The sequence below is a fragment of the Inquilinus sp. NPDC058860 genome (genome assembly GCF_042743185.1).
In the GTDB taxonomy this organism is placed as follows: Bacteria; Pseudomonadota; Alphaproteobacteria; order DSM-16000; family Inquilinaceae; genus Inquilinus.
Genome location: NZ_JBHYMS010000041.1, coordinates 19,665 through 44,934 on the forward strand (window position 1 = coordinate 19,665; position 25,270 = coordinate 44,934).

At 69.1% G+C, this 25,270-nt stretch carries 20 protein-coding genes and 1 tRNA gene; 9 read left to right on the forward strand and 12 right to left on the reverse strand.

What is annotated here, in order from left to right:
* Positions 1 to 130 precede the first annotated feature (130 nt).
* From ACFW16_RS24415 to ACFW16_RS24425, 3 genes are all read left to right on the forward strand, one after another.
* Positions 131 to 1,459: an efflux RND transporter periplasmic adaptor subunit gene (locus tag ACFW16_RS24415; RefSeq protein WP_380309928.1), complete on the forward strand. Its 1,329-nt coding sequence runs from the start codon at positions 131 to 133 to the stop codon at positions 1,457 to 1,459.
* 274 nt (positions 1,460 to 1,733) lie between these two features.
* Complete coding sequence (locus tag ACFW16_RS24420; RefSeq protein WP_380309930.1) at positions 1,734 to 4,841, forward strand: MdtB/MuxB family multidrug efflux RND transporter permease subunit; 3,108 nt, start codon at positions 1,734 to 1,736, stop codon at positions 4,839 to 4,841.
* Entirely contained in the window at positions 4,838 to 8,110 is a 3,273-nt protein-coding gene (locus tag ACFW16_RS24425; RefSeq protein WP_380309932.1) for an efflux RND transporter permease subunit, read from the forward strand. The genes ACFW16_RS24420 and ACFW16_RS24425 overlap by 4 nt, the downstream gene beginning before the upstream one ends.
* Before the next feature lie 170 nt (positions 8,111 to 8,280).
* Here ACFW16_RS24425 and ACFW16_RS24430 read toward each other — a convergent pair whose 3' ends face one another.
* The 3 genes from ACFW16_RS24430 to ACFW16_RS24440 all read right to left on the reverse strand — a co-directional run bounded on the left by ACFW16_RS24430 (position 8,281) and on the right by ACFW16_RS24440 (position 11,913).
* Positions 8,281 to 9,402, reverse strand: a complete 1,122-nt coding sequence (locus ACFW16_RS24430) for a serine protease (RefSeq protein ID WP_380309934.1) — start codon at positions 9,400 to 9,402, stop codon at positions 8,281 to 8,283.
* A 181-nt stretch (positions 9,403 to 9,583) separates the two neighbouring features.
* Complete coding sequence (locus ACFW16_RS24435; RefSeq protein WP_380309936.1) at positions 9,584 to 10,726, reverse strand: lactonase family protein; 1,143 nt, start codon at positions 10,724 to 10,726, stop codon at positions 9,584 to 9,586.
* A 131-nt stretch (positions 10,727 to 10,857) separates the two neighbouring features.
* Entirely contained in the window at positions 10,858 to 11,913 is a 1,056-nt protein-coding gene (locus ACFW16_RS24440; RefSeq protein ID WP_380309938.1) for an Ldh family oxidoreductase, read from the reverse strand.
* 88 nt (positions 11,914 to 12,001) lie between these two features.
* Here ACFW16_RS24440 and ACFW16_RS24445 point away from each other — a divergent pair, with 88 nt between their 5' ends.
* Entirely contained in the window at positions 12,002 to 12,685 is a 684-nt protein-coding gene (locus tag ACFW16_RS24445) for an RraA family protein (protein ID WP_380309940.1), read from the forward strand.
* 42 nt (positions 12,686 to 12,727) lie between these two features.
* On the opposite strand, the gene ACFW16_RS24450 is transcribed toward ACFW16_RS24445, so the two are convergent.
* Positions 12,728 to 13,108 carry a DUF2255 family protein gene (locus ACFW16_RS24450; RefSeq protein WP_380309942.1) on the reverse strand — a complete coding sequence of 127 codons (381 nt, stop codon included), beginning with the start codon at positions 13,106 to 13,108 and terminating at the stop codon, positions 12,728 to 12,730.
* Positions 13,109 to 13,222: 114 nt separating this feature from the next.
* Between ACFW16_RS24450 and ACFW16_RS24455 the strand changes: the two genes are divergently transcribed.
* Positions 13,223 to 14,116, forward strand: a complete 894-nt coding sequence (locus tag ACFW16_RS24455) for a LysR family transcriptional regulator (protein ID WP_380309944.1) — start codon at positions 13,223 to 13,225, stop codon at positions 14,114 to 14,116.
* Positions 14,117 to 14,133: 17 nt separating this feature from the next.
* Here ACFW16_RS24455 and ACFW16_RS24460 read toward each other — a convergent pair whose 3' ends face one another.
* Positions 14,134 to 14,517, reverse strand: coding sequence for a putative quinol monooxygenase (locus ACFW16_RS24460; RefSeq protein WP_380309946.1), 384 nt, complete (start codon positions 14,515 to 14,517; stop codon positions 14,134 to 14,136).
* On the reverse strand, positions 14,514 to 15,278 hold the full coding sequence (locus ACFW16_RS24465; protein WP_380309948.1) for a carboxymuconolactone decarboxylase family protein: 765 nt from the start codon (positions 15,276 to 15,278) through the stop codon (positions 14,514 to 14,516). The genes ACFW16_RS24460 and ACFW16_RS24465 overlap by 4 nt, the downstream gene beginning before the upstream one ends.
* Before the next feature lie 242 nt (positions 15,279 to 15,520).
* Here ACFW16_RS24465 and ACFW16_RS24470 point away from each other — a divergent pair, with 242 nt between their 5' ends.
* Both ACFW16_RS24470 and ACFW16_RS24475 read left to right on the forward strand, forming a co-directional pair.
* Complete coding sequence (locus ACFW16_RS24470) at positions 15,521 to 16,603, forward strand: transporter substrate-binding domain-containing protein (protein ID WP_380309950.1); 1,083 nt, start codon at positions 15,521 to 15,523, stop codon at positions 16,601 to 16,603.
* A gap of 245 nt (positions 16,604 to 16,848) precedes the next feature.
* Positions 16,849 to 17,076, forward strand: coding sequence for a carbohydrate-binding module family 14 protein (locus ACFW16_RS24475; RefSeq protein ID WP_380310019.1), 228 nt, complete (start codon positions 16,849 to 16,851; stop codon positions 17,074 to 17,076).
* 91 nt (positions 17,077 to 17,167) lie between these two features.
* On the opposite strand, the gene ACFW16_RS24480 is transcribed toward ACFW16_RS24475, so the two are convergent.
* The gene (locus tag ACFW16_RS24480; RefSeq protein ID WP_380309952.1) at positions 17,168 to 18,049 is read right to left on the reverse strand and encodes a LysR family transcriptional regulator; all 882 of its coding nucleotides are present in this window, start codon (positions 18,047 to 18,049) and stop codon (positions 17,168 to 17,170) included.
* Between the two features lie 119 nt (positions 18,050 to 18,168).
* Here ACFW16_RS24480 and ACFW16_RS24485 point away from each other — a divergent pair, with 119 nt between their 5' ends.
* Positions 18,169 to 19,053: a polysaccharide deacetylase family protein gene (locus ACFW16_RS24485; RefSeq protein WP_380309953.1), complete on the forward strand. Its 885-nt coding sequence runs from the start codon at positions 18,169 to 18,171 to the stop codon at positions 19,051 to 19,053.
* Positions 19,054 to 19,179: 126 nt separating this feature from the next.
* Here ACFW16_RS24485 and ACFW16_RS24490 read toward each other — a convergent pair whose 3' ends face one another.
* From ACFW16_RS24490 to ACFW16_RS24505, 4 genes are all read right to left on the reverse strand, one after another.
* Positions 19,180 to 19,665, reverse strand: coding sequence for a hypothetical protein (locus ACFW16_RS24490; protein ID WP_380309954.1), 486 nt, complete (start codon positions 19,663 to 19,665; stop codon positions 19,180 to 19,182).
* Positions 19,666 to 19,865: 200 nt separating this feature from the next.
* Positions 19,866 to 19,942 (reverse strand) — tRNA-Arg (locus ACFW16_RS24495).
* Between the two features lie 135 nt (positions 19,943 to 20,077).
* Positions 20,078 to 21,475: an HlyD family type I secretion periplasmic adaptor subunit gene (locus ACFW16_RS24500; RefSeq protein WP_380309955.1), complete on the reverse strand. Its 1,398-nt coding sequence runs from the start codon at positions 21,473 to 21,475 to the stop codon at positions 20,078 to 20,080.
* Complete coding sequence (locus tag ACFW16_RS24505; RefSeq protein WP_380309957.1) at positions 21,393 to 23,198, reverse strand: type I secretion system permease/ATPase; 1,806 nt, start codon at positions 23,196 to 23,198, stop codon at positions 21,393 to 21,395. Before ACFW16_RS24505 ends, ACFW16_RS24500 begins: the two co-directional genes overlap by 83 nt.
* A 285-nt stretch (positions 23,199 to 23,483) precedes the next feature.
* On the opposite strand from ACFW16_RS24505, the gene ACFW16_RS24510 reads away from it, so the two are divergent.
* Complete coding sequence (locus ACFW16_RS24510) at positions 23,484 to 23,966, forward strand: MmcB family DNA repair protein (RefSeq protein ID WP_380309959.1); 483 nt, start codon at positions 23,484 to 23,486, stop codon at positions 23,964 to 23,966.
* A gap of 9 nt (positions 23,967 to 23,975) precedes the next feature.
* Here ACFW16_RS24510 and ACFW16_RS24515 read toward each other — a convergent pair whose 3' ends face one another.
* Positions 23,976 to 25,022 (reverse strand): LacI family DNA-binding transcriptional regulator, encoded by a 1,047-nt coding sequence (locus ACFW16_RS24515; RefSeq protein ID WP_380309961.1) that lies wholly within the window; start codon positions 25,020 to 25,022, stop codon positions 23,976 to 23,978.
* Positions 25,023 to 25,270 lie beyond the last annotated feature (248 nt).

Genomic DNA, 25,270 nt, shown 5'->3' on the forward strand with positions numbered 1-25,270 from the left:
ACAGTAACGCGCGACCTGCGTCTTTGTGCCCCATCCGGGCCAGGATCCGTCCGCCCGACGGACCCGCACCGTCCGGCCGTGTAGCAGGGCGAAGGGGGGCCGCCGGACACAGACTCGAAGGTGACGGACGATGGATGCTCGCGTCGAGGACCGACAGCGGCCGGTCGAGGACAAGGACAGGCCGGCGCGCAGCCGTTGGCGGCTGGTGTGGGGGACCCTCGGCCTCGCGGCTGCGGCGCTGATCGCCGTCGCCACCTGGCATGTGGTCACCATGCCCAGCACGCCGCCGGCCCGCGGCGGCCGCTTCGCCGACGCCGGGCCGCAGCCGGTCGGGGTCGCCACCGTGGGCAAGGGCGACATCCGCATCACGCTCGACGCGCTCGGCACCGTCACGCCGCTCGCCACCGTCACGATCAAGCCCCAGATCGCCGGCCAGCTGACCGAGGTCGGCTTCCAGGAGGGGCAGGCGGTGAAGAAGGGCGATTTCCTGGCCCAGATCGATCCGCGTCCCTACCAGGTGGCGCTGGAGCAGGACCAGGGGCTGCTGGCGCATGATCAGGCGGTGCTGGCCCAGGCGCAGAGCACCCTGGCGCGCGACCAGGAGATGCTGAAGCAGAATGCGATCTCGCGGCAGCAGGTCGACGACCAGGCCTTCCTGGTGCAGCAGACCCAGGGCACGATCCAGTCCGACCAGGCGCAGATCGATTCCCAGAAGCTGAACCTCGCCTACGCGCATATCGTCTCGCCGGTCGACGGCCGGGTCGGGCTGCGCCAGGTCGATCCCGGCAACTACGTGCAGGTGGGGGACACGCTCGTCATCGTCACCCAGCTGCACCCGATCTCGGTGGTGTTCTCGCTGCCGGAGGACGATCTGCCGCAGATCCAGGCCCGGCTGCGCGCCGGCGCCGGCCTGCCGGTGATCGCCTTCGACCGCTCCGGCACGACCCAGATCGCGACCGGCACGCTGTCGACCCTCGACAACCAGATCGACACCACCACCGGCACGGTCAAGCTGCGCGCCGCCTTCGACAACGCCGACGAGACGCTGTTCCCGAACCAGTTCGTCAATGCCCGCCTGCTGGTCGACACGCAGCAGAACGTCGTCACCGTGCCTGCCGCCGTGGTCCAGCACGGGGCGCCCGGCGCCTTCGTCTACCTGGTCGGCGCCGACGGCACGGTGGCGGTGCGGCCGATCAGGACCGGCGCCTCGGATGGCGGCATGGTTGCGGTCGAGGACGGTCTCCAGCCCGGCGACCGGGTGGTGGTCGACGGCACCGACCGCCTGCGCGACGGCGCCCATGTCACCGTGGCCGGCGGCGACGGGGCGGGGCAGGTGGCTCCCGCCGCCCCGGCGGACGGATCGGGCCAGCGGCGCCACCGCCAAGGGACGGACGAAGGCGGCCAGGGCCAGCACCGCCGCCGCGACAACCAGACCCAGCAGCCCTCGGCGAACCCATGAGCGCCCCCATGTCGTGGGTCACGCCGACGGGCTCGATCGTTGGAAGCCTGCTCCTTCTTCGTCCCCCCTCCCCTTGCGGGAGGGGGGTAGGGGGAGGGGTCTGCGCGCGTCCGCGCGCGAATGGACAAAGGTTACAGGCGACGGGCAGACGGATCAGCCTCGATCCACGCCGTGCCTGGCTGAGAAAACCCCCTCCCCCTAACCCCCTCCCGCGAGGGGAGGGGGGACTCGATAGACTGCGCCGCCAGCTCTCGGGACTGGCCGGAGCCCGGCCATGAACCCGTCGCGTCCGTTCATCCTGCGGCCGGTCGGCACCTCGCTCTTGATGGCGGCGATCCTGCTGGTCGGCGCCGTGGCCTATCGCTTCCTGCCGCTGTCGGCCCTGCCGGAGGTCGACTACCCGACCATCCAGGTGCAGACCTTCTATCCGGGGGCGAGCCCCGAGGTGATGACCTCCTCCGTCACCGCGCCGCTGGAGAAGCAGTTCGGCCAGATGCCGGGGCTGAACCAGATGACCTCGGCCAGCTCGGCCGGGGCCTCGGTCGTCACCCTGCAGTTCAACCTCGACCTCAGCCTCGACGTGGCCGAGCAGGAGGTGCAGGCCGCGATCAACGCCGCCGGCAACCTCTTGCCCGGCGACCTGCCGGCGCCGCCGATCTACGCCAAGGTCAACCCGGCCGACGCGCCGATCCTGTCGCTGGCCGTCACCTCGAAGACGATCCCGCTGACCGAGCTGCAGAACCTGGTCGACACCCGGCTGGCGCAGAAGATCTCGCAGCAGCCCGGGGTCGGCCTGGTCAGCCTCAGCGGCGGCGCCCGGCCGGCCGTGCGCATCCAGGTGAACCCGAAGGCGCTGGCCGCCTATGGCCTGGCCATCGACGACATCCGCACCACCCTCGGCAACGTCAACGTCAACACGCCGAAGGGCAATTTCGACGGGCCGATGCGGTCGTCGACGATCAACGCCAACGACCAGATCACCCGGGCGCAGGACTACAACGACGTGGTCGTGGCCTACCGCAACGGCGCGCCGATCCGCCTGTCCGACGTCGCCACCGTGGTCAGCGGGCCGGAGAACGGCAGGCTCGCCGCCTGGGCCGACACCACTCCGGCGATCATCGTCAACATCCAGCGCCAGCCCGGCGCCAACGTGATCGAGGTGGTCGACGGCATCAAGGCGATCCTGCCGCAGCTCGAGGCCGGCCTGCCCGCGGCGGCCGAGGTCGCGGTGCTCAGCGACCGCACCGTCACCATCCGCGCCTCGGTCGCCGATGTCGGCTTCGAGCTGATGCTGGCGGTGGCCCTGGTGGTGATGGTGATCTTCCTGTTCCTGCGCACCGCGGCGGCCACCATCATCCCCAGCCTGTCGGTGCCGCTGTCGCTGGTCGGCACCCTGGCGGCGATGTACCTGCTGGGCTTCAGCCTCGACAACCTGTCGCTGATGGCGCTGACCATCGCCACCGGCTTCGTCGTCGACGACGCCATCGTGATGATCGAGAACATCGCCCGCTTCGTCGAGGCGGGCGAGACGCCGCTGCAGGCGGCGCTGAAGGGGGCCGAGCAGATCGGCTTCACCATCATCTCGCTGACCGTGTCGCTGATCGCGGTGCTGATCCCGCTGCTGTTCATGGGCGAGGTGGTGGGCCGGCTGTTCCACGAATTCGCGGTCACGCTGGCGGTCACCATCGTGATCTCGGCGGTGGTGTCGCTGACCCTGGTGCCGATGCTGTGCGCCAAGCTGCTGCGCCATAGGCCGCAGGCCGAGCGCGGCCGCTTCGACCGCGGCGCCGAGCGCGCCTTCGACTGGGTCATCGGCCGGTACGGGCGGGCTCTGGGCTGGGTGCTGGACCATCAGCCCCTGACCCTGCTGGTCGCGGCGGCAACGCTGGGCCTGACCATCGCGCTCTACGTCGTCATCCCGAAGGGGTTCTTCCCGGAGCAGGATACCGGGATGATCCAGGGCATCTCCGAGGCGGCGCAGACCGTCTCCACCGTCGAGATGGCGAAGCACCAGTCGGCCCTGGCCGAGGCGATCCTGAAGGACCCGGACGTCGCCGGCCTCAGCTCCTTCATCGGGGTCGACGGCACCAACACCACGCTGAACAGCGGCCGCTTCCTGATCACCCTGAAGCCGCTCGGCCAGCGCAAGGCGACCGCGGGAGAGGTGATCGACCGGCTACGCGGCGACGTCGCCGGGGTGCCCGGCATCACCCTCTACCTGCAGCCGGTGCAGGACCTGACGATCGATTCCACCGTCAGCCGCACCCAGTACCAGTTCGTGCTGCAGAACGCGGATCTCGACCAGTTTCGGGACTGGGTGCCGAAGCTGATGCAGCGGCTGCAGCAGGTGCCGGAGATCGCCGACGTCGCCAGCGACTACCTGCAGCAGGGCCTCGCGGTCGACCTGGTGATCGACCGCGCCACCGCCGCCCGCTTCGGCATCACCCCGGCCACGGTCGACAACGCGCTCTACGACGCTTTCGGCCAGCGCATCGTCTCGACCATCTACACCCAGGCCAACCAGTACCGCGTGATCCTGGAGGCCGACCCGTCGCTGCAGCAGTCGCTGGACGGGCTCAGGGCACTGTACCTGCCGTCCTCGCTGTCCTCGGCCGGGCAGGTGCCGCTGTCGGCCATCGTCACGATCGAGCAGCGGGCCGGGCCGCTGCAGATCACCCATCTCGGCCAGTTCCCGGCGACGCTGATCTCGTTCAACCTGGCGCCGGGATCGTCGCTCGGCGCCGCGGTCGACGCGATCCAGAAGGCCGAGACCGAGGTCGGCCTGCCCGACAGCTTCGTCACCGCCTTCCAGGGCTCGGCCGCCGCCTTCCAGTCCTCGCTGGCGAACGAGGCGCTGCTGATCCTCGCGGCCATCGCGACCATGTACATCGTGCTGGGCGTGCTCTACGAGAGCTTCATCCATCCCATCACGATCCTGTCCACCCTGCCGTCGGCCGGGCTCGGCGCGCTGCTGGCGCTGATGGCGGCCGGCGACGGGCTGGATGTGATCGGGATCATCGGCATCATCCTCCTGATCGGCATCGTCAAGAAGAACGCGATCATGATGATCGACTTCGCGCTGCAGGCGGAGCGCGAGGAGGGCAAGCCGCCGCGCGAGGCCATCTTCCAGGCCTGCCTGCTGCGCTTCCGGCCGATCCTGATGACCACCATGGCGGCGCTCTTGGGCGCCCTGCCGCTGATGCTCGGCACCGGCATGGGGTCGGAGCTGCGCCGGCCGCTCGGCGTCGCCATCGTCGGCGGGCTGGTGGTCAGCCAGCTGCTGACCCTGTTCACCACCCCGGTGATCTATCTGGCCTTCGACCGGCTGGCATCGCGGGTCCGCGGCAGCCGCCGCGCCATCGCGGGGGAGGAGGGGGCGTGAACCTCTCCGCCCCCTTCATCGCCCGGCCGGTGGCGACCACACTGCTGACCCTCGGCATCGTCCTGGCCGGGTTCTTCGCCTATCTGAAGCTGCCGGTCTCGCCGCTGCCGCAGGTCGACTTCCCGACCATCTCGGTCTCCGCCTCGCTGCCCGGGGCGAGCCCGGAGACGGTGGCGGCCACGGTGGCGAGCCCGCTGGAGCGGCATCTCGGCGCCATCGCCGACGTCACCCAGATGACCTCGCGCAGCTCGGTCGGGCAGGCCAGCATCACCCTGCAATTCGGCCTGAACCGCGACATCGACGGCGCAGCGCGGGACGTGCAGGCGGCGATCAACGCGGCCCGGGCCGACCTGCCGGCCGCCCTGCGCAGCAACCCGACCTACCGCAAGGTCAACCCGTCCGACGCGCCGGTGCTGATCCTGGCGCTGACCTCGCCGACCCTGACCCGCGGCCAGATCTACGACGCCGCCAGCAACGTGCTGGAGCAGCGGCTGTCGCAGATCGAGGGCATCGGCCAGGTCACCCTGGGCGGCGCCGCCCTGCCGGCGGTGCGGGTCGAGCTGAACCCGCAGGCGCTGGCAAAAGTCGGCATCGGGCTCGAGGATGTCCGCGCCGCGCTCGCCGCCGCCAACGCCAACAGCCCGAAAGGGTCGATCGAGGAGGCCGGCCGGCACTTCCAGATCTACGCCAACGACCAGGCCAGCAAGGCCGAGGACTACAAGCCGCTGGTGATCGCCGCCCGCAACGGCGCCACCGTGCGGCTGTCCGACATCGCCGACGTCCAGGATTCGGTCGAGGACCTGCGCAACGCCGGCCTGGCCGACGGCCAGCCGGCGGTTCTGGTGCTGCTGTTCCGCGAGCCCGGGGCGAACATCATCGACACGGTCGACCGGGTGAAGGCCGAGCTGCCGCATCTGCGTGCGGCGATGCCCCGGGACATCGAGATCACTCCGGCCGCCGACCGCACCGGCACCATACGCGCCTCGTTGAACGACACGCAGCTCACCCTCGTGATCTCGGTCCTGCTGGTGATGCTGGTGGTGTTCGCCTTCCTGCGCGACCCGCGCGCCGCGATCATCCCGGCGGTGGCGGTGCCGGTCTCGATCATCGGCACCTTCGGCGCGATGTACCTTCTCGGCTACAGCCTCGACAACCTGTCGCTGATGGCGCTGACCATCGCCACCGGCTTCGTCGTCGACGACGCCATCGTGGTCTTGGAGAACATCTCCCGCCATGTCGAATCCGGCATGCCGCGGCGCCAGGCGGCTTTGCGCGGCGCGCGCGAGGTCGGCTTCACCGTGCTGTCGATCAGCATCTCGCTGGTCGCGGTGTTCCTGCCGATCCTGCTGATGGGCGGGCTGGTCGGCCGCATCTTCCGGGAGTTCGCGCTGACCTTGTCGATCGCGATCGGCGTGTCGATGGCGATCTCGCTGACCACCACGCCGATGCTGTGCGCCCTGCTGCTGCGCCGCCGGCCCCGCCGGCCCGAAAGCGGGCCCGGCCCGCTGGCCCGGGTGATGCGGGTCTACGGGCGGACGCTCGGCTGGGCCCTGCGCCACAGCGGCTTCGTGCTGCTGGTGCTGTTCGGCGTGGTCTGCCTCAACATCGCGCTGTTCGCGATCATCCCGAAGGGCTTCTTCCCGCAGCAGAGCACCGGCCGGCTGATCGGCGGCATCGTCGCGGACCAGAGCATCTCGTTCCAGTCGATGCAGCAGAAGCTGGCGCAGCTGATGGACATCGTCCGCGCCGACCCTGCGGTGGAGAGCGTGGTCGGCTTCACCGGCGGCGGGGGCGGCGGCCGGTCGCAGACCAACACCGGCCAGGTCTTCGTCACGCTGAAGCCGCTGTCCGTGCGCGGCGTCAGCGACGACGACGTCATCGCCCGGCTGCGCGACAGGCTGGCGGTGGTGCCCGGCGGCCGGCTGTTCCTGGTCTCGGCCCAGGACATCCGCGCCGGCGGGCGGCAGAGCAACGCCGCCTACCAGTACACGCTGCAGTCCGATTCCTCGCAGGAGCTGCAGGAATGGGGGCCGAAGCTGCTGCAGGCGCTGCAGGCCAGCCCGGTGCTGGCCGACGTCAACTCCGACCAGCAGCAGAAGGGCATCGAGACCGACATCGTCATCGACCGTGACACCGCGGCGCGCCTGGGCATCACGCCGCAGCAGATCGACAACACCCTCTACGACGCCTTCGGCCAGCGCCAGGTCTCGACCATCTACAGCGCCATCAACCAGTATCACGTGGTCATGGAGGTGGCGCCGAGATACTGGCAGAGCCCGGAGACGCTGAAGGACCTCTACATCAGCACCTCGGGCGGCAGTGCCAGCGGCACCGCCGGCACCAACGCGCCGGCCAGCGCCACCGGCACCGGCGCCGCCAGCCTGGCGGCGCAGTCGGCCGCCAATGCCAACACCAACGCCCTGGCCAATGCCGGCCGCAAGGGCACCTCCAGCGGCGCCGCGGTCAGCACGGCGCAGGAGACCATGGTGCCGCTGTCGGCGATCAGCCATGTCGGCCCGGGCAACACGCCGCTCTCGGTCAACCACCAGGGCCTGTTCGCGGCGACGACGATCTCGTTCAACCTGGCGCCGGGCAGGTCGCTCAGCGACGCCGCGGCGGCGGTGCAGCAGGCGATGGTCGAGCTGCACATGCCGGCCACCATCCATGGCAGCTTCCAGGGCACCGCCCAGGTGTTCCAGAGCTCGCTCAGCAACGAGCCGATCCTGATCCTGGCGGCGCTGGCGGCGGTCTACATCGTGCTCGGCATCCTGTACGAGAGCACGATCCACCCGGTCACCATCCTCTCGACGCTGCCCTCGGCGGGGGTGGGCGCGGTGCTGGCGCTGATGCTGTTCGACACCGAGTTCAGCCTGATCGCGATGATCGGCGTCATCCTCCTGATCGGCATCGTCAAGAAGAACGCGATCATGATGATCGACTTCGCGCTGGAGGCGGAGCGCAGCCGCGGCCTGGCCCCGCGCGAGGCGATCCTTGAGGCCAGCCTGCTGCGCTTCCGGCCGATCCTGATGACGACGATGGCGGCGATCTTCGGCGCCGTCCCGCTGGCGGTCGGCTTCGGCAGCGGCGCCGAGCTGCGCCAGCCGCTCGGCATCGCCATCGTCGGCGGCCTCGTGGTCAGCCAGGTGCTGACGCTCTACACCACGCCGGTGCTGTACCTGGTGCTCGACCGCTTCCGGCACTGGGCGCGGGGCCGGTGGGCCCGGGCGTTCCCGCGCCTGGCCGGCCCGGCGCCGGGGGCAGCGGAGTGACCGCCGCCCTCACAGCTCCTGCGCCGTCGGGCGGAACAGGATCTCGTTGATATCGACCTCCTCCGGCTGGCCGATAGCGAAGGCCACGGCCTCTATATCGCCTCGGTGCTGTATCTGGTGCTCGACCGTTTCCGTCTGTGGCTGTAAAATCTGCCCACTTCAAGGTAGATTCATGAACAATGAGGCGCCACAAAGTGAAGAATCGGACCAGACGGAATGGCTGCATAGGTTTTGTCCACGCCTCCTTCGTGCGCGGTCTCTAATGCTTTCACTACAAGGCCAAGGCACAGCCCAGCCTCATCGAGGACGGGTCCGCCACTATTGCCGGGTGCGACCGTGTTCGAAATGATGACGTGCTCGTCACCGTAATAGTTCTTTACCACCGCGTTTACCTCCCCACCGTGTGCAAGCATGTACGGCGCATCCGCGGTCGCTATCCTCGGGTAGCCCAGGGTGATTGTACGTGACAAAACGATTGGCGCACCAATCAGGAAAATCGGGATAGGAGGTTCGCTGCATTCAACCGGCAAAAGAGCGAGGTCTAACGTGGGGTGAAGAACCCAGCTTTCGGCCAAAGACTTGTATGTCATGCCCTCAGGTTCGTTGAAATTCAGAAACGTGACCCCGTCAGAAGGGTCAACGTTATGCTTTGCCGTTATGACAACGTTTTTTTTGCCGCCAGGCAGGGTTGTGACGAAGCCAGTTCCCGTGTGTTGATCGTCACCTTTCTTCACAAACACTGCAGGAACACTTCGGCGATATTTCTGTGCCACATAACTCGGTCCGAAGAGAACGTTATCTAAAATGCGAAAGGTAAGGAACCCGGCGATCCTCTTCTTATGCCATTGGTATGAGATAAAGCTGTCGCTGCGTAAAAGGCTGGAATCAATGACAAGTCCCCATTCTATCAATTTTCGAAGAAGAGAAGTGACAATGTTGAAGGCGGTGCCGCCCTTGCTGTCATTACATGCCATAACAAGATTCATGAAATCTTGTCCATTGAAATGACAAAGATCGAGAATTTCTCTTTGTTTCTCGAAATTCTGTAATTTCCCGTATCTCTGGCTAATAAAGTCAATATAAGGCTGATCCTGCGAGGCTATATGCAGCAGCTTAATAACTGCCTTGACCTCTGGAGAGGGGTTGGTGGCCAGTTCGTCGATGGGTTTTACGATCATTTTCAGATCTCCTGGTGAAATGTACTTTGAACGTGAAATTGTTCCTGGGGAAATGCAGGCCCAGCCCGCGGCGAGCGTCCGATTCTCAAAACGCATGGTTTTCGTGACGCTCACCAAGCGCGTCGCTGTCGGTCCGCGGCTACCGAAATCCGAATGACGCTACCCACCGACAAACTGACTGTCAGGTCTAGCGTTAGATAGTATTTGCTTTGGAGAGCAAGTGCGATGGCCGCGAACCGCCCGTTGGAAGAAGCATCCCGAGGTTGCTTTTGGCCCAGCGTGCGGTGGTCTGTCCTCACGGCAGGTCGACGATCTCGACCCAGTTCGCGTCGCGGCCCACCGGGTACCGGCCCACCGGCGTCAGGGCGCCGCTCGCCTTGTCGATCCGGTAGACCGACAGCCGGTCCGACTTCTCCCCCGACGCGACGAGCCAGGTTCCGCTGGCATCGATCCGGACGCCGCGCGGCTGCGTCTCCGTCGGGGTGTTGCCGACATAGGCGGGCTTGCCGGTGGCGGGGTCGACCGAGAGCAGGGCGATCCGGCTGGTCGTCCGCTCGGTGGCGTAGAGGAACCGGCCGTCGGGCGTGGGCTGGAGGTCCGCGGCCCAGATCCTCGACTTGCCGTCATTGGCGGCCGGCGTCCCCGGCGGGAGGCCCGGCACCAGCCCGGCCTCCGGCGGCACCGTGCCGGTGCTGTCGAGCAGGGTCAGGGTTCCCTTGTCCCGGTCGACCGCGAAATGCAGGACGTTGCCGGACAGCTCGGACAGCACGTAGAGATGCCTGTCGTCCGATGAGAGGACCGGATGGCGCGGGCCGTTGCCGGCCGCCACCTTGACGACCGGCGGATCGTTCGGCGTCAGCTTGCCGGTCGTGGCGTCGAACCGGAACTGGACGATCTGGTCGCTGCCGAGATTGGTCGCGTAGACGAAGCGGTTGGTCCGGTCGGCGCGGATCGCATGGGCGTTCTTGCCGGTCGGGATCACCTGACTCGCCTCCGCCTTCACCAGCCCGTCCGCATCGATCGGGCTCGCCGCCACCTTGTCGCCGCCATAGGAGGCGGTGAACAGGACGCGGCCGGTGGCGTCGGTCGAGACATAGGCCATGCTGTCGGGCAGCGGCGCGGTCGCCTCCTGCCGCAGCGCGCCGGTCGCGGGATCGATGGCGTAGGTCAGCACCGTGAAAGGCTCCGACCGGACCACGGCATAGAGGTGCCGCCTGTCCGGGCTGACCGTCATCGGCATCACCTTCGGCCCGGCCGGGGTCTTGCCGAGCGGCGTCAGTGCGCCGGTCGCCTGGTCCAGGGCGTAGCCGTCGATGTTCCCGTCATCGGCATTGGAGACGTAGACGAAGCTCCTGGCGGCCGCCGGCGCCGCCCCGAATCCAGTGAGCGATGACGCCATGACGAACACTCCTGCCAGCACCCGCAACGCACTGTGCATGATCCCTCCCTGAAAGGCGACGGGCACCTCGGTGCCTCTATTCCCCCCTCGGCAGGGTCTTACGGCCTCGCCCCGCCGTCCAAGCCGAAACGGGTATCGATCGATGCGGCCGGCGCATCGGTCCGGGCCGGCTAGGCCGGCAGCATCGCCTCGATCCCGGCATCCGACAGGCCGACGGATCGGGCGGCCGCGAGGATGTCGCCCCAGGTCGCGTCGTCGACCGGGATCCCTTCGGCGGCGCGGCGCCGGCGGGTCGCCGCCTCGACCTCGCCCGGCAGCAGCACCGGCGCCGCCGGGTCGGCCGGCGGCGATCCCTTCACCCAGCCGCAGAACCGCAGGATCTCCGCCGTATAGGCCGCCCGGTCCGGCAGCCGGGTCACGTCGATCGCGATGCTGGTCATGGTGTTCTCCAGCACCGTGACGCCGGGCGCGGTGCAGCCGCCGCCCGACAGCGCGCCGGACAGGATGTCGGTCAGGATGTTCAGGCCGGCGCCGCGGTGCCCGCCGAAGGGCAGGATCGCGCCGCCGGCGTAGAAATCGGCCGGATCGGTGGTCGGCCGCCCGGCCTTGTCGACGATGATGCCCGGCGCCACCGCCTCGCCCTTGTTCCTCGCCACCAGCAGCTTGCCCTCGGCGGTCATGGCGGTGGTGATGTCGAGCAGGATCGGGTCGCGGCCCTCCACCGGCACGCAGATCGCCATCGGGCTCGGCGACAGCCGCCGATCGCTGCCGCCGAACGGCGTCACCATCAGCCCGAGGCCGGTGGTGTTGAGGAAGTGCAGCGAGACCAGGCCGTGCCCGGCCAGCCGCTCCGCCCAGTCGCCCAGCCGGCCGAGATGCCCGGACCGGCGGATCGTGGCCAGCGCGATGCCATGTGCCCTGGCGCGCTCGGCCAGCAGGTCCATCGCCTGCTCGCCGATGCTCTGGCCGAAGCCGGACTGCCCGTCGACGACCAGCAGGCTGCCGCCGTCGAACACCAGCTCGGCGCTGCGGCCGGCGAAGACCGTGCCGGCGCGCAGGAAGTCGACATAGCGCCTGGTGCGCACCACGCCGTGCGAGTCATGGCCGCAGAGATTGCTGTCGACGAGGTGGCGGGCGATGCGCCCCGCCTCGTCCGCGGCGCAGCCGCCGGCGGCGAAGATCCGCTCCACGACGCCCGTCAGGGGCCCGGCCCCGATCAGCCGCATGATGTCCTCCCCGTGCTGTTGCCTTGCCTTTGCCGGGCAGTATAGCGTTCGCCGGGGTCGATGGACCCGTCGCCGAAAGGGGTGCGCCATGATCGACGATCCGCCGCTGCTGACGATCCGCCACCGCTTCGCCCGGCCGGACCCGGCGCTGGTCGAGGCCCTGCGGGGCATCCAGACCGGCTTCGCCGTCGACGCCATGGACGGCTCGGGCGCGCTACACCACCGGATCAAGCCGGTCGATCCCGCCGGCTTCGTCGGCGTCGCGGTGACCTGCGACTGCGGCCCGGCCGACAACTTGGCGGTGTTCGCCGCGCTCGACATCGCCGGGCCGGGCGACGTGCTGGTCTGCGCCGCCGGCGGCTATGAGGGCACGGCGGTGATCGGCGACCTGGTCGCCGGCATGGCCCGGAACAAGGGGGCCGTCGCGGTGGTCACCGACGGGCTGGTGCGCGACCTGGCCGGGCTGCGCCAGGTCGGGCTGCCGGTGTTCGCGGCCGGCGTCACCCCGAACTCGCCGGCGCGGCAGGGGCCGGGCACGGCCGGGCTGCCGGTCGTGATCGGCGGGGTGCGGGTCGATTCCGGGGACGTCCTGGTCGGCGACCTCGACGGCGTGGTGGTGATCCCGCGCGAGCGCCTGGCCGCGGTGGTCGACCGCCTGGCCGCGATCCGGCAGAACGAGGCGGCACTCGACGCCGCGGTCCGCGGCGGGCTGGCCATGCCGGATTTCGCCCGCCGCCTCCTGGATTCCGACCGGGTCCGCTCGGTCGACTGAACCGGCGGCCCGGCCTCACAGCTCGGCCGGCCGAAACAGGGTTCAGGATCCGGCCTCGCGCGGCACGATCCTGACGGTGGCCGAACGGGCGCGGGCGCCGGTCATCGCGGCGAGATAGGGGCTGCCGCCGTATTTCGCCCGGTAGGCGTCGTCGATCCGATCCTGGATCGGGCCGTCGACCGGTTCGAAGGCGACGTCCCGGGTCAGGCCGGCGGCGGTGATCCGCCCGGCCTTCTGCCGCAGCGCCGCCTGGTGCCAGCGAGAGGCCCGGCCGTTGTAGGCGCGGACATACAGATCGTCCTCGACCGCGACGGACCAGATCCAGGTCGGGGTGCCGGGGGTCCGGCCATCCTCGCGGAACGGCGCGATGTGCAGGTCGTCGGCCGCCGCGATCCGGCGCAGCTCGTCGGTGGGCCATGTCATGGCGGTGCCCGCTTGCGATGTCCCGGCGGTTGCCGTCGAGACCTGGAATGTAGGGCGTCGATTTTCCGGGGTCAGTCGCTATAATCCGCATGAACCTATAAGCAGGGATGATAAATGCAGCGCGGCAACCTGGACGACCTCGTGGCCCTGGTGGCCGTCGCCCGGGAGCGGAGCTTCACCAAGGCGGCGGCGAAGCTGGCCGTGTCGCAATCGGCGCTCAGCCAGACGATCCGCCAGCTCGAGACCCGGCTCGGCATCCGGCTCCTGACCCGGACCACGCGCAGCGTCGGGCTGACCGAGGCGGGCGAACGCCTGCTGCGCACCGTGGCGCCGCGGCTGGAGGAGATCGAGGCCGAGCTGGCGGCCGTCAGCGAGCTCGGGGAGAAGCCGTCCGGCACCATCCGGATCACGGCCGGCGACCATGCGATCCGGTCGATCCTGTGGCCGAAGCTGGAGACGTTCCTGCCGCGCTATCCCGAGATCAGGGTCGAGCTCGCCATCGACTACGAGCTGACCGACATCGTCGCCCAGCGCTACGACGCGGGCGTGCGCCTGGGCGAGCAGGTGGCCCGGGACATGATCGCGGTCCGCATCGGGCCGGACATCCGCTTCGCCGTGGTCGGCGCGGCATTCTATCTCGCCGGGCGGCCGCGGCCGCAGACACCGCAGGACCTGGTCGCCCATCGCTGCATCAATCTGCGCCTGCCGACTTATGGCGGGCTCTATGCCTGGGAGTTCGAGAGGGACGGGCGCGAGGTGAAGGTGCGGGTGGAAGGCCAGCTGGTTTTCAACGGCATCTTCGAGGTGCTGGAGGCCGCCCTGGCCGGCTTCGGCCTGGCCTATGTGCCGGAAGACCTGGCGCAACCCCACCTCGCCGGGGGGCGCCTCGAGCAGGTGCTCGAAGGCTGGTCCCCGCCCTGGTCCGGCTACCACCTCTACTATCCGAGCCGGCGCCAGTCCTCCGCGGCCTTCGCCCTGCTGGTGGACGCGCTGCGCCACCGGGGCTGAGGCCGGGGCTGCGGCCCTCACTTCCCCTTCGCGCCGAGAACAATGGGAACGGCGTCGAGCAGCCGGCGGGACCGGACCATGGTCTCCGTCTCGGCCCGGAATTTCTGGAAGTGCGGGGTCTGCAGATGGGTCCGATAGGCGGTCTCGTCGGAATAGATCTCGAAGACCCTGACCCGGGCCGGATCGTCCTTTTCGAACACGGCGTGGAGGGCCAGGACGCCTGGCTCGACGCGAATGGCGGTCTCGATCCCCTCCCGGATCGCGGCGCTGAATTCCGCAACCCGGGCCGGATCGATCTCCAGCTCCGCCAGGCGGACATACGGCTGCTGCATCGGCTGGGCTGACGCGCCGCCGGACGACAGCGTGAGCAGCGAGGCGGCGAGAACCGTCCTGGCGTTCATGGCTGCTGCTTCGGGCGCTTCTCGAACACGTCCTTCGCCACCGGCAGGGCCGAGAAGACGTTCGGCCAGCCGGCATAGAAGGCCAGCTGCGTCAGCGCCTCCGCGGCCTGCGGCTGGGTCAGGCCGTTGTCCATGGCCCGGTTCAGGTGATAGGGGATCTGGGCGACCTGGCCGGATGCGACCAGCGCGCCGACCGTCACCAGGCTGCGGTCGCGCGGCGCCAGGTCGGGGCGCAGCCACAGGTCCCGGAACAGCACATCCGTCGTGTACCGCACCACCCCGGGGGCGACCGAGCCGAACTGCTCCCCGACGCGCGCCGCGCGCCGCGCCTCTGCCGTCTCGTCCAGCGGCAGCAGCGCGGGCGAGGCTGCGGGCAGCTGGTCGCCGCCGATCCCGCGCGCGGCGAAGACATCCCTGGCGGCGGCCGCCGCCGCCATCGCATTGCCCCAGCCGGAATAGAAGGCGAGATGGGTGATGATTTCGGAGACCTCGTGTGGCGTCACGCCGCTGTCGAGCGCGAGGCCGAGATAGACGGGCAGTGCCGCGGCCTGGTTGCGCGCGATCAAGGCGGCGAGGGTGACGATGCTGCGGTCCCGCGCCGACAGGCCCGGCCGCTTCCAGACGCCGCCCAGCAGCGTCTCCTCCGTGTATCGCTCCAGGGCGGGGGCGACCATGCGCAGATCCTCCTGTGACGACTCCGCCTGCGCCGCCGGGGCGGTCGTCAGGGACAGGGCGGCGATGGCGGCGGCAAGGGACTTCATCGGGGCACGCCTGTCGGGACGTTGAAGAGCATGCGCTGATATGGAAGCCGCCGCGGGGTGCGATTAGCCCGCGGAATGCGCATGGACCTATCAGGCGGCCTTATGAATGATCGGCGGTCTCGGTTCGCGTCGCGGCCGACCCCGTCATGTCCCGGTGATCTGGCGCCATGACGCGAAGGCATTGGGCTCGAGGGTCGCGGCGCCGCCAGGATGCAGCCTCGGTGCCTCGGGGAGCGAGTGCTGTGTCGGCAAGAGTGGTGATGACGGTGGTGATCGCGCTGGCGGCGCTGGCCTTGCCGGCCGCGGCGCAGGCGCCGCAGCGGGTGGTGCCCGTGGCGGTGCGGGTGATCCCGCCGATGGTCGAGGAGACCAACGGCCAGCTCAGCGGCTTCAGCATCGATCTCTGGAACGCGATCGCCAGCCGCCGCCACTGGACCACCGAGTTCACGGTGGTGCCCAGCGTCCAGGCCCAGCTCGCCGCCGTATCCGGCCGCGAGGCCGATGCCGGCGTCGGCGCGATCTCGATCACCGCCGACCGCATCACCGACTACGATTTCTCGCAGCCGATCCTGAATGCCGGGCTCGGCATCCTGACGCGCAGCGAGCGGCCGGGGCGCGAGGCCACCGCCTTCGGCAGCCTGCTGCACCTGCTGCTGTCGCCCGCGGTGCTGGTCTGGCTCGGCATCGCCGGGCTGCTGACGATCGTCCCGGCGCATATCGTCTGGTTCGTCGAACGCGGCCAGCCGGATGGCATGATCGGCACCAGGCGCTACTTCCCCGGAATCTTCCAGGCCTTCTTCTGGGGTCTCGGCACCCTGGCCACCCAGGCGGATGCGATGCCGCGCCACTGGGTGTCCCGTGGCGTCGCGGTGCTGTGGATGTTCACCGGCGTGGTCTTCGTCGCCTTCTACACGGCGACGCTGACGGCCAGCCTGACGGTGCAGCAGATCCGGCAGGAGATCAACGGCCCCGGCGACCTGCCGGGCAAGGCGGTCGGCACCGTCGGCGGCACCACCTCGGCCCGCTATCTCGGCGCCGCCAACATCCAGCCGGTGACCTTCGCGAGTGCGGAGGACGCCTACCAGGCCCTGATCGACGACCAGGTCGACGCCGTCGTCTACGACGCGCCGGTGCTGCAATACATCGCCGCGCATCAGGGGCTCGGGCGCGCCGGCCTGGTCGGCCCGATCTTCCAGCCGGAGGATTACGGCTTCGTCTTCCGCAACGACAGCGACCTGCGCCGCGACGTCGATGCCGCCCTGCTGTCGATGCGCCAGGACGGCAGCTATGAGGAGCTGCGCCAGCGCTGGTTCGGCAAGTCGTAGCGGGGCGGCGGGGCGGGCCGGATTCGACCCTTTGCGGTCACCGTTTTATCAGGGCTGATGCCGAACCGCCGCCGGTCTAATGGAGCGTGTGCAATCGCTGCGACAACGGTCCCTTCTATTCTGCGGGTCACCCGTTGGCATAATATCATATAAGCGATCTTCCGATCTGGTCTGGGGGACGGGTCATGAGATTTCGTGTCATGTGGTTGTGTCTGTTTGTGCTCGCGCTACCGGCCGGGCCAGCGATGGCGGAGAGAGATTGTCCGAAGCTCGATTGTACCGATCTTCCGAATGGCGAGTATCCCAATCCCGAGACATGCACCGCCTTCTGCTATTGCGTCTGGGGGGAGTCCGTATGGACGGATTGCCCCGATGGCCTTTTCTTCAATCCTGAACTCAAGGTTTGTGACTGGCCGCAGAACTCCGGATGCAAGATCGGCACTGAGTCCACCAAACCGAAAACGGGTGGATAGACCCACACGGTCGCGTCTCGGGGCGGACACGGCTTCCGCTAGCCGCCCCTTGCGGCCATGGTTCTTGCCTGTTCGGGATCGCGACCAGTCTCTACGCCGGGAACAGGTTCCGCGCCAGGAAGTCGACGAACGCCCGCAGCTTGGGCGAGGGATAGCGGCTGGACGGCCACAGCAGGCGGAACACGCCCTCATGCGCGGTGTGGTCGGCCAGCACCGCCGCCAGCCGGCCGTCCTCGATCTGACGGCGAATGGCGAAGTCGGGCAGGCAGGCGATGCCCAGCCCCTGCTCGGCCAGGGCGATCAGCGGCTCGATCGTGTTCGCCACCGCTGTGGCCGGCAGCGCGATCTCCTGGCGCAGCGGCCAGGGCTCGAACCTGCCGCTGGTGGCGAAGCGGTGCTGCAGGCAGGCATGGCCGGCCAGCTCCTCCGGACTCCCCGGCACGCCCCGCCGTTGGAGGTAGGAGGGCGAGGCCACGAGCTGCAGCCGGAACACGCCCAGGAAGCGGCTCATCAGCCGGGAGTCGCTCACCTCGCCGGCACGGATCACGGCGTCGAAGCCCTCCTCGATCACGTCGACCAGCCGATCGGTGAAGTCGAGATCCAGCTCGATCTCCGGGTAGGCGCGCATGAAGGCGCCCAGGGTCGGCATCATCAGCATGCCGGCCAGCGGCAGGCTGACCCGCAGCCGGCCGCGCGGCGCGCCGCGGGTCTGCGCCAGCTCCGTCTCGGCGCTCTCGATCTCGCTGAAGATCCGCCGGCAGCGCTCCAGGAACAGCGCGCCTTCCGGCGTCAGCGTCACCGACCGGGTCGAGCGGTGCAGCAGGCGCACGCCCAGCCGCTCCTCCAGCCGCGCCACCGCCTTGCCGATGGCGGAGGAGGAGACGCCGAGCTGCCGTGCCGCCGCGGTGAAGCTGCGGGCGTCGGCCGCCCGGACGAAGGCGTCGAGCGCGCCGAGGCTGTCGGTGTGTCGCATCGTCATTCCGGACATTTAAGTCTGAAGTGTCCGGAACTATAGCCTAGTTCTCCGGAATGCGCGGCGGCCTCACCTTGTCGCCAGTCACTGGATGACAGTCCCGACACGAGGAGGCAGAGATGGACGCCCCGCAGCATCACGACCGGTTCCCGTATTCCGCCATCGTCGACCGCCCGCCGCTGCGCTGGCCGAACGGCGCCCGGGTGGCGGTGTGGGTCACCCCGAACATCGAGCATTTCCTGTTCGACCGGCCGTCGAGCTCGATCAACCCGCACACCGCCGCCCTCGTCCCCGACGTGCTGAACTATTCCTGGCGCGACTACGGCGTCCGGGTCGGCATCTGGCGGCTGACGGAGGTGATGGAGAAGCATGGCTTCAAGGGCACGGTGGCGCTCAACGCCGACGTCGTCCGGCACTATCCCCGCATCATCGAGGCCGGGCAGGCGCTGGGCTGGGAGTGGATGGGCCATGGCGAGACCAACTCGACGCTGATCCACGCCCAGCCGGAGGAGGAGGAGCGGCAGATCGTGCGCGGCGTCGTCGAGACCATCGAGCAGGCCACCGGCCGGCGGCCGCGCGGCTGGCTCAGCCCGGCGCTGACGGAATCGCACTGCACGCTCGACCTCCTGGCCGAAGCCGGCATCGACTACGTCGCCAACTGGGTCAATGACGAGCAGCCCTATCCGATGCGGGTGAAGACGGGATCGATGCTGTCGCTGCCCTATTCGATCGAGATCAACGACTTCAACGCCTTCCTCTTCCAGGGCCAGACCGGCGAGCAGTTCGCGCGGACCATCCGCGACCAGTTCGACGGGCTCTACGAGGATGGGGCGAAGACCGGCCGGGTGATGGGCATCGCCCTGCACCCGTTCCTGATCGGCCACCCGCACCGGGCCCGGCACTTCGCCGCGGCGCTGGCCCACATCGCCGCGCATGACGGCGTCTGGCTGGCCACCGGCAGCGAGATCGCCGACTGGTACCGGAAGGCCCGCGCCGAAGGCTAGCCGGCCGCGGCCTTCATGATCATCCAGTGCGGCTCCGCATCGTTCCGCTTGCCGGGACTGCCCGGTTGCCGATCGGGGAAGCGCCCGGTCTGAGCCAATGGCGCCCGAGGAATGCCGGCACGAGGGTCAGCTGCCGGCGCAGGCGGCCTCGATATCGGCAAACGCCTGATCGATGCCGCTGATGTCGAACAGGGCCGTCAGTTCGCTCGGGCCGCGTTTCTGGCCGGTGGCGCGGACGACCAGCTTCGTGCCGCCGGCGAAGTCAATCTTGATGTTCTTGCGATAGGGCAGCGTCACCACAGGGTCGTCGCGGACGCTCCAATTGCCCCCGATCGCTCGATTGTCGTCGACCCTGTAAAGCATCCAGACGGTGTCGCCGGACGCGGGATCGAGGCGCCTGCTGAAGCTCGCCACGAAGAACAGCTGCTTCATCGGATTGCAGGTGACGCCGAACATCGCATTCGATTCGGTGCCGGCTTCTCCGGTCGAATCGACGTAGATCGACGTGGTGATCTTGTCGTTGATCGGGTCCTTGGTGTCGAGCCGCCGCCATTCGGCCTGGGCCGGGACGCTCAGGAGCGATGCTGCGATTGTCAGATGCACGAAACGCATGGAACTCCCCCGAGTTGGAACCCCTGGCGGTGAGGCCGGCACGACCTTCTTCTTACGCAGGCTACATCGCCTTCTGCCGCCCTGCAGACGGCGAATCGCGCGATCATGGGAGGCACCTCTGCGCGGCCCGCGTCACGGTGCAAGGCGATGCAAAGGGGCTTCTGCGGGACCGGCCGATTTTCACCGAGCGAATGGGCGGATGGCGTCCCCGGAGAGATTCGAACTCCCGACCCGCTGCTTAGGACGCAGCCGCTCTATCCTGCTGAGCTACGGGGACCCGGGCGCCCTTATAGCAGCCTGCGGGGGCGATGACACCCCCGCCGTGGTGCTGCGACGCGCGAAGGCCGGATGCGAAGGAGGCCACCCCGCGCCGGGTGGCCTCTTCGTCGCACGGAATCGGACGCGGCCCGCCTCAATCCTCGACGAAGCTGCGCTGGAAGGCGTGCACCAGCGGGTCGACCGCGTATTGCAGGGCGGTGCGGGTGCCGGTCTGGATCGAGGCCTCGGCCGGCATGCCGGCGGACAGGTTGACCTGCGGCGCCACCTGCTTCAGCAGGGTTGGGTCGACCTCGACCTTGGCCAGGAAGTAGGACCGCCGGGTCTGCTCGTCCTGGGTGCTGTCGGCGGCGACATAGATCACGCGGCCGTCGATCCGCGGCATGTTGCGCTGGTGATAGGCGGTGAAGCGGACCAGCGCCGACTGCCCCTCGCGCACCGTGTCGATGTCGTTCGGCTGCACCTGCACGTCGATCACCAGCTTGTCGTTCTTCGGCACGATCTCCAGGATCGCGGCGCCCGGCTGGATGACGCCGCCGAGCGTGTGGTACTTCAGGTTCACCACCACGCCGTCGAGCGGCGCCAGGATGCGGGTGCGGCCGACCACGTCGCCGGCGGACCGCATCTTCTCCTCCAGCTGGGCCAGCTCCTTCTGCGTGCTGGAACGCTCCTCGGCGATCTTGTCGCGGAAGTCGCTGTCCAGCGCCAGGATCCGCATCTGGCTCTCGCCGATGGTCTGCTCGGCCTTGGCGATCGAGGAGGTGTCGGAGGCCTTCTGGCCGATGATCTGGGCCTGGGCGCGCTGCAACTGCAGCAGGCGGGTCCTGCGCTCCAGCCCCTTGGCCACCAGCGGGGCGACGCCGTCGATCTCCTGCTGGATCAGGTCGAGCTGGGTGTCCGACGAGGTGATCTGGGCGCGCAGGCCCTCGATGTCGGCGCGGCTCTGCTCGACGCGCTGCTCCAGCACCGATTTCTGGCCCAGGATCGATTCGCGGCGGGAGACGAACTGCTGCTGCTGCGCCCGCACCAGGGCCGCGGCGACCGGGTTCTTCGCCGCCTCGTCCAGCACCTCCTGCGGCATGGCGATCGACGCCGCGCCGGCCTGCTCGGCGTCGAGCCGGGTCAGCGCCGCGATGTCGGCCAGGCGCTGCATGCGCACCGAATCATAGGTCGCCAGGTCGCGCGTCGAATCCAGCACCAGCAGCGGATCGCCGGCCCTGACCTCGGTGCCGTCCTTCACCAGCAGCTCGCGGATGATGCCGCCTTCCAGGTGCTGCACCGTGCGCTTGTTGCCTTCCGGGCTGACCACGCCGTTGGCGATCGCGGCCGAGGCCAGCGGGGCCACCGCGGCCCAGGCGCCGAAACCGAAGACGAAGACGCCGATCACGACGCCGCCGATCAGGCTGAGACGGTTCAGGCCGTAGGCGTTGCGCTTGAGCGCCGTGACCGTCTCATCCGGCGGAGCGGGCAGGCGGGGGCTGCTGCGGACGGCCGGCGGCAGTGGCTGTCCAGGCTCCTGAGGGATAAGCGACATTTTCCGAACTTCCCTTTGGCGCCGGCGTGGTCTCTGCGGCGCGTGGTCCAGCGATGCGGGCCAGAACCTCGGCCCGCGGTCCGAGCAGCGCGATCTCGCCGTCGCGCATCACCAGGAGGCGGTCGGCATCGGCCAGGATCTGCGGACGGTGGGCGACGATGACGACGGTCGCGCCCTGGGTCTTCAGCCCGGCGATCGTGCCCATCAGCGCCGCCTCGCCATCCGCGTCGAGGTTGGAGTTGGGCTCGTCCAGCACCACCAGCTTGGGGTTGCCGAACACGGCGCGGGCCAGGCCGACACGCTGGCGCTGCCCGCCCGACAGCGGCACCCCGCCGTCGCCGATCGGGGTATCGTAGCCCTGCGGCAGCCGCACGATCATGTCGTGCACGCCGGCCAGCTGCGCCGCCGCCACCACCTGGTCGGAGTCGACCTCGCCCATGCGGGCGATGTTCTCGGCCACCGTGCCGGGGAAGATGTCGACCGCCTGCGGCAGGTAGCCGAGATACGGGCCCAGCGTCTCCGGCGACCATTGCCCGAGATCGGCGCCGTCGAGCCGGACCGCGCCGTCGGTCGGCGGGTAGATGCCGCACAGGAGGCGGCACAGCGTGCTCTTGCCCGAGGCCGAGGGCCCGACCACGCCCAGCACCTCGCCGGCCGCGATCTCGAAGCTGACCCGCTTGATGATCGGGGTCTTGGCCTGCGGCGCCACGAACACCAGCTTGTCGATCTGCACCTTGCCGCTCGGCGCCGGCAGGGTCAGGCCGTCGCGGCGCTTGGGCAGGGCGGTCAGGATCTTCTCGATCGATTCATAGGACTGGCGGGCGCTGATGAACTGGCGCCAGGAGCTGATCGCCTGCTCGACCGGGGCCAGCGCGCGGGACAGGATCATCGACCCGGCGATCATGCCGCCCGAGGTCAGCTCGCCGTGCAGCAGCAGATAGGCGCCGACGCCCATCACCAGGCTCTGCACGAAGATGCGGACGAATTTCGAGGCGCCGCCGATGATCGACGACAGGTCGGCGCCTTTCTCCTGGCCCTGCAGCGCCGCCTCCTGGTCCTTCCGCCAGCGGCCCAGCAGCGCCGGCAGCATGCCCATGGCGCGCACCGTCTCGGCGCTGCGGATGGCGCCCTCGGCCTGGCGCTGGGCGGTGACCTGCAGCTTGTTGGCGTCGGTGGTCGGGCCGCGCAGCATCTTCTCGTTGGCCAGCGCCAGCCCGAACAGGACCAGGGCGGAGATCAGCGCCGTGACGCCGAGCGCCCAGTGCAGCAGGAACATGACGACGATGAAGACCGGCGCCCAGGGGGCGTCGAACAGCGGGCCGATCGCCGGGCCGCCGATGAAGGCGCGGATCTGCGACAGGTCGCGCAGCGCCTGGCCGCCCACCGGCGCGCCCAGCACGGCGCCGTTCACCCCGGTCTCGACCAGCGTGCCGGCGAGCTGGCGCTCGAACCGGGTGCCGATCCGGGCCAGGAGAGCGGAGCGCAGCCCGTCGATCCAGCCGAGGATGATGAAGGCGAAGCAGGCGACGATGGTCAGGAACACCAGCGTCTCGACATGGGCGCTGCCCAGCACCCGGTCGAACAGCTGATAGGAGTAGAGCGGCGACACCATCACGAGGAGATTGATGACGAAGCTGAACCCGCCGGCCACCAGGAACCATGGCCTGACCGATCGCAGGGCTCTGCGGGCGGCGCTCGGCGGTGTCGATTCGGTCTTCGCCATAATGTCTTTTCCCCTCGTCGGCGTCCCCAGGCGCCAGCACCCGAAGCCGACTTTATATACCGCCGCATACTGATCGAGAAGCAGACCGCCCCGCTACCGGAAAGCGAACTGAAACCCCCTAAGGACCCGTATTTGAATAATTCATTCCCAACTTTGTAACTGTCTCACAGGGAACACCCATTGTCTCGACAGATTCTGCGCTTCGCTTGGCAAAATTCTGACCGTTTCGCGACCGATTCTTGACCCCTTGGCGGCGGGGCCGGACGGGCGCTAGGATGGCTCCGCATGGAACAAAGAAGCAACATCGATTCTCTGGCGCGGCTGCAGACGGCGCAGGTCACGCGCGGCGTCCGGCGCTGGTTCGCCGCCGCCGGCCAGGCCAGCCTGCCGGAGTTCGGCCTGCCCGACGGCCGCCGCGCCGACATCTTCGCGGTCGACGGGGCGGGCGGCATCACCCTGGTCGAGGTCAAGGTCTCGATCGCCGATTTCCGCGGCGACCGGAAATGGCCGAACTACGCCGCCTATTGCGACCGTTTCTGCTTCGCCGTGCCGGAGGATTTCCCGCAGGAGCTGATCGGCCCGGACTGCGGCCTGATCGTCGCCGACGGCTTCGACGCCGTGCTGCTGCGGCCGCCGCCGGAGCATCGCCTGCCGCCGCCCCGGCGCAAGGCGCTGGTGCTGGAGTTCGGTCGGGTCGCGGCCCAGCGCCTGCACCTGCTGGAGGACGACGGCGCGCTGGTCGGCTGGCGCGGCGCCGGGGCGATCTGAGCGGGATCGCTACGCCCGTGGGCGCGGGGGCGCGGTCGGGGGCGCGGCGGTGCTGGCCCGCAGCAGCAGCTGGTTCGGCAGCATCATCTTCATCGGCACGGCGGCGGCGTCGCCGTCCAGCAGCTGCAGCAGGATCTCCACGGTCTTGGCGCCGAGGCTCGCCGTCGGCTGTCGGATGGTGGTCAGGGGCGGCTCGCAGAACACCCCGACGGGGGCGCCGTCGAAGCCGATGACGGACAGGTCGTCGGGCACGGTCACGCCATGCGCGCGGACCGTGCCCATGAAGGCGATCGCGGCGTCGTCCCAGCAGCTGACGGCCGCGGTCGGGCGCCGCTTCCGCGCCAGATAGGCCCGGGCCGCGTCGATGCCGCACGAAAAGCCGTTCTGGAACGAATGAAGGCCGCCGTGGCGGATCACGGCCCGATCGGGCAGGCCGGCCGCCGCCGCCGCCTCGGCGAGGCCGGCGAACCGCTCCGCCTCGTGATAGTTGTCGGCCGGCCCGGCGATGTAGAAGAACGACCGGTGGCCCAGGCCGATCAGGTGCAGCGCCGCGTCCCGCATGGCCTCGCGGTCATTGGCGATCACGCTCGGGATGCCGGCCGCGCTGCGGTCGTGCAGCAGCGACACGATCGGGATGCCGGCGCCGGCGAGCGACCGGCGCCCGTAGGACGGCAGCTCCGAGGATCCGAAGACGATCGCGCCGCGGACGATGCCGCCGATCGCCAGGTCGGGAATGTGCGCCTCCGCCGCCGGCCGGCTGCGGCTGGCGATGACGAGGTTGAAGCCGGCCTTCGCGAGGGTCGCGGCGGCGCTCTGCAGCACTTCGGAGGTGATCTGCGAGACGTCGTTGGCGATGGCCGGCTCGGACATCACGGCCATGACGATGTTGGACGCGCCGACGCGCAGGCTCCGGGCCGCGGCGTTGGGGACGTAGCCCAGCTGCTCGGCCGCGGCGAGGATCCGGCGCCGCGTCGTCTCGTTGACCCGGCCGGGATTGGCCAGGGCGCGGCTGACCGTCGACGTCGCGACGCCGGCCAGTCTCGCGACATCGCGCATGAGGGGGCCGAAACCCTCACGACTGCTCGGGCGCCTGCCCATAATGCTGCGTATTCTTTCTGCCTCTGCCGCTGCCGTGCCGCCCGGTGACGACGGGTCGTCGCGGGCGGGGGCGGCGGCCCATATGGTCGATCGAAAACCATTCCAAAGTGACCCGGGAAAAAGCCGTTGCAAAGCAGGGTAACGTTGCCACGATTCTGGCAATCGATTGCCGCCTCGCATGTCGTCTGGCCAGGGCCGAGTTGCCG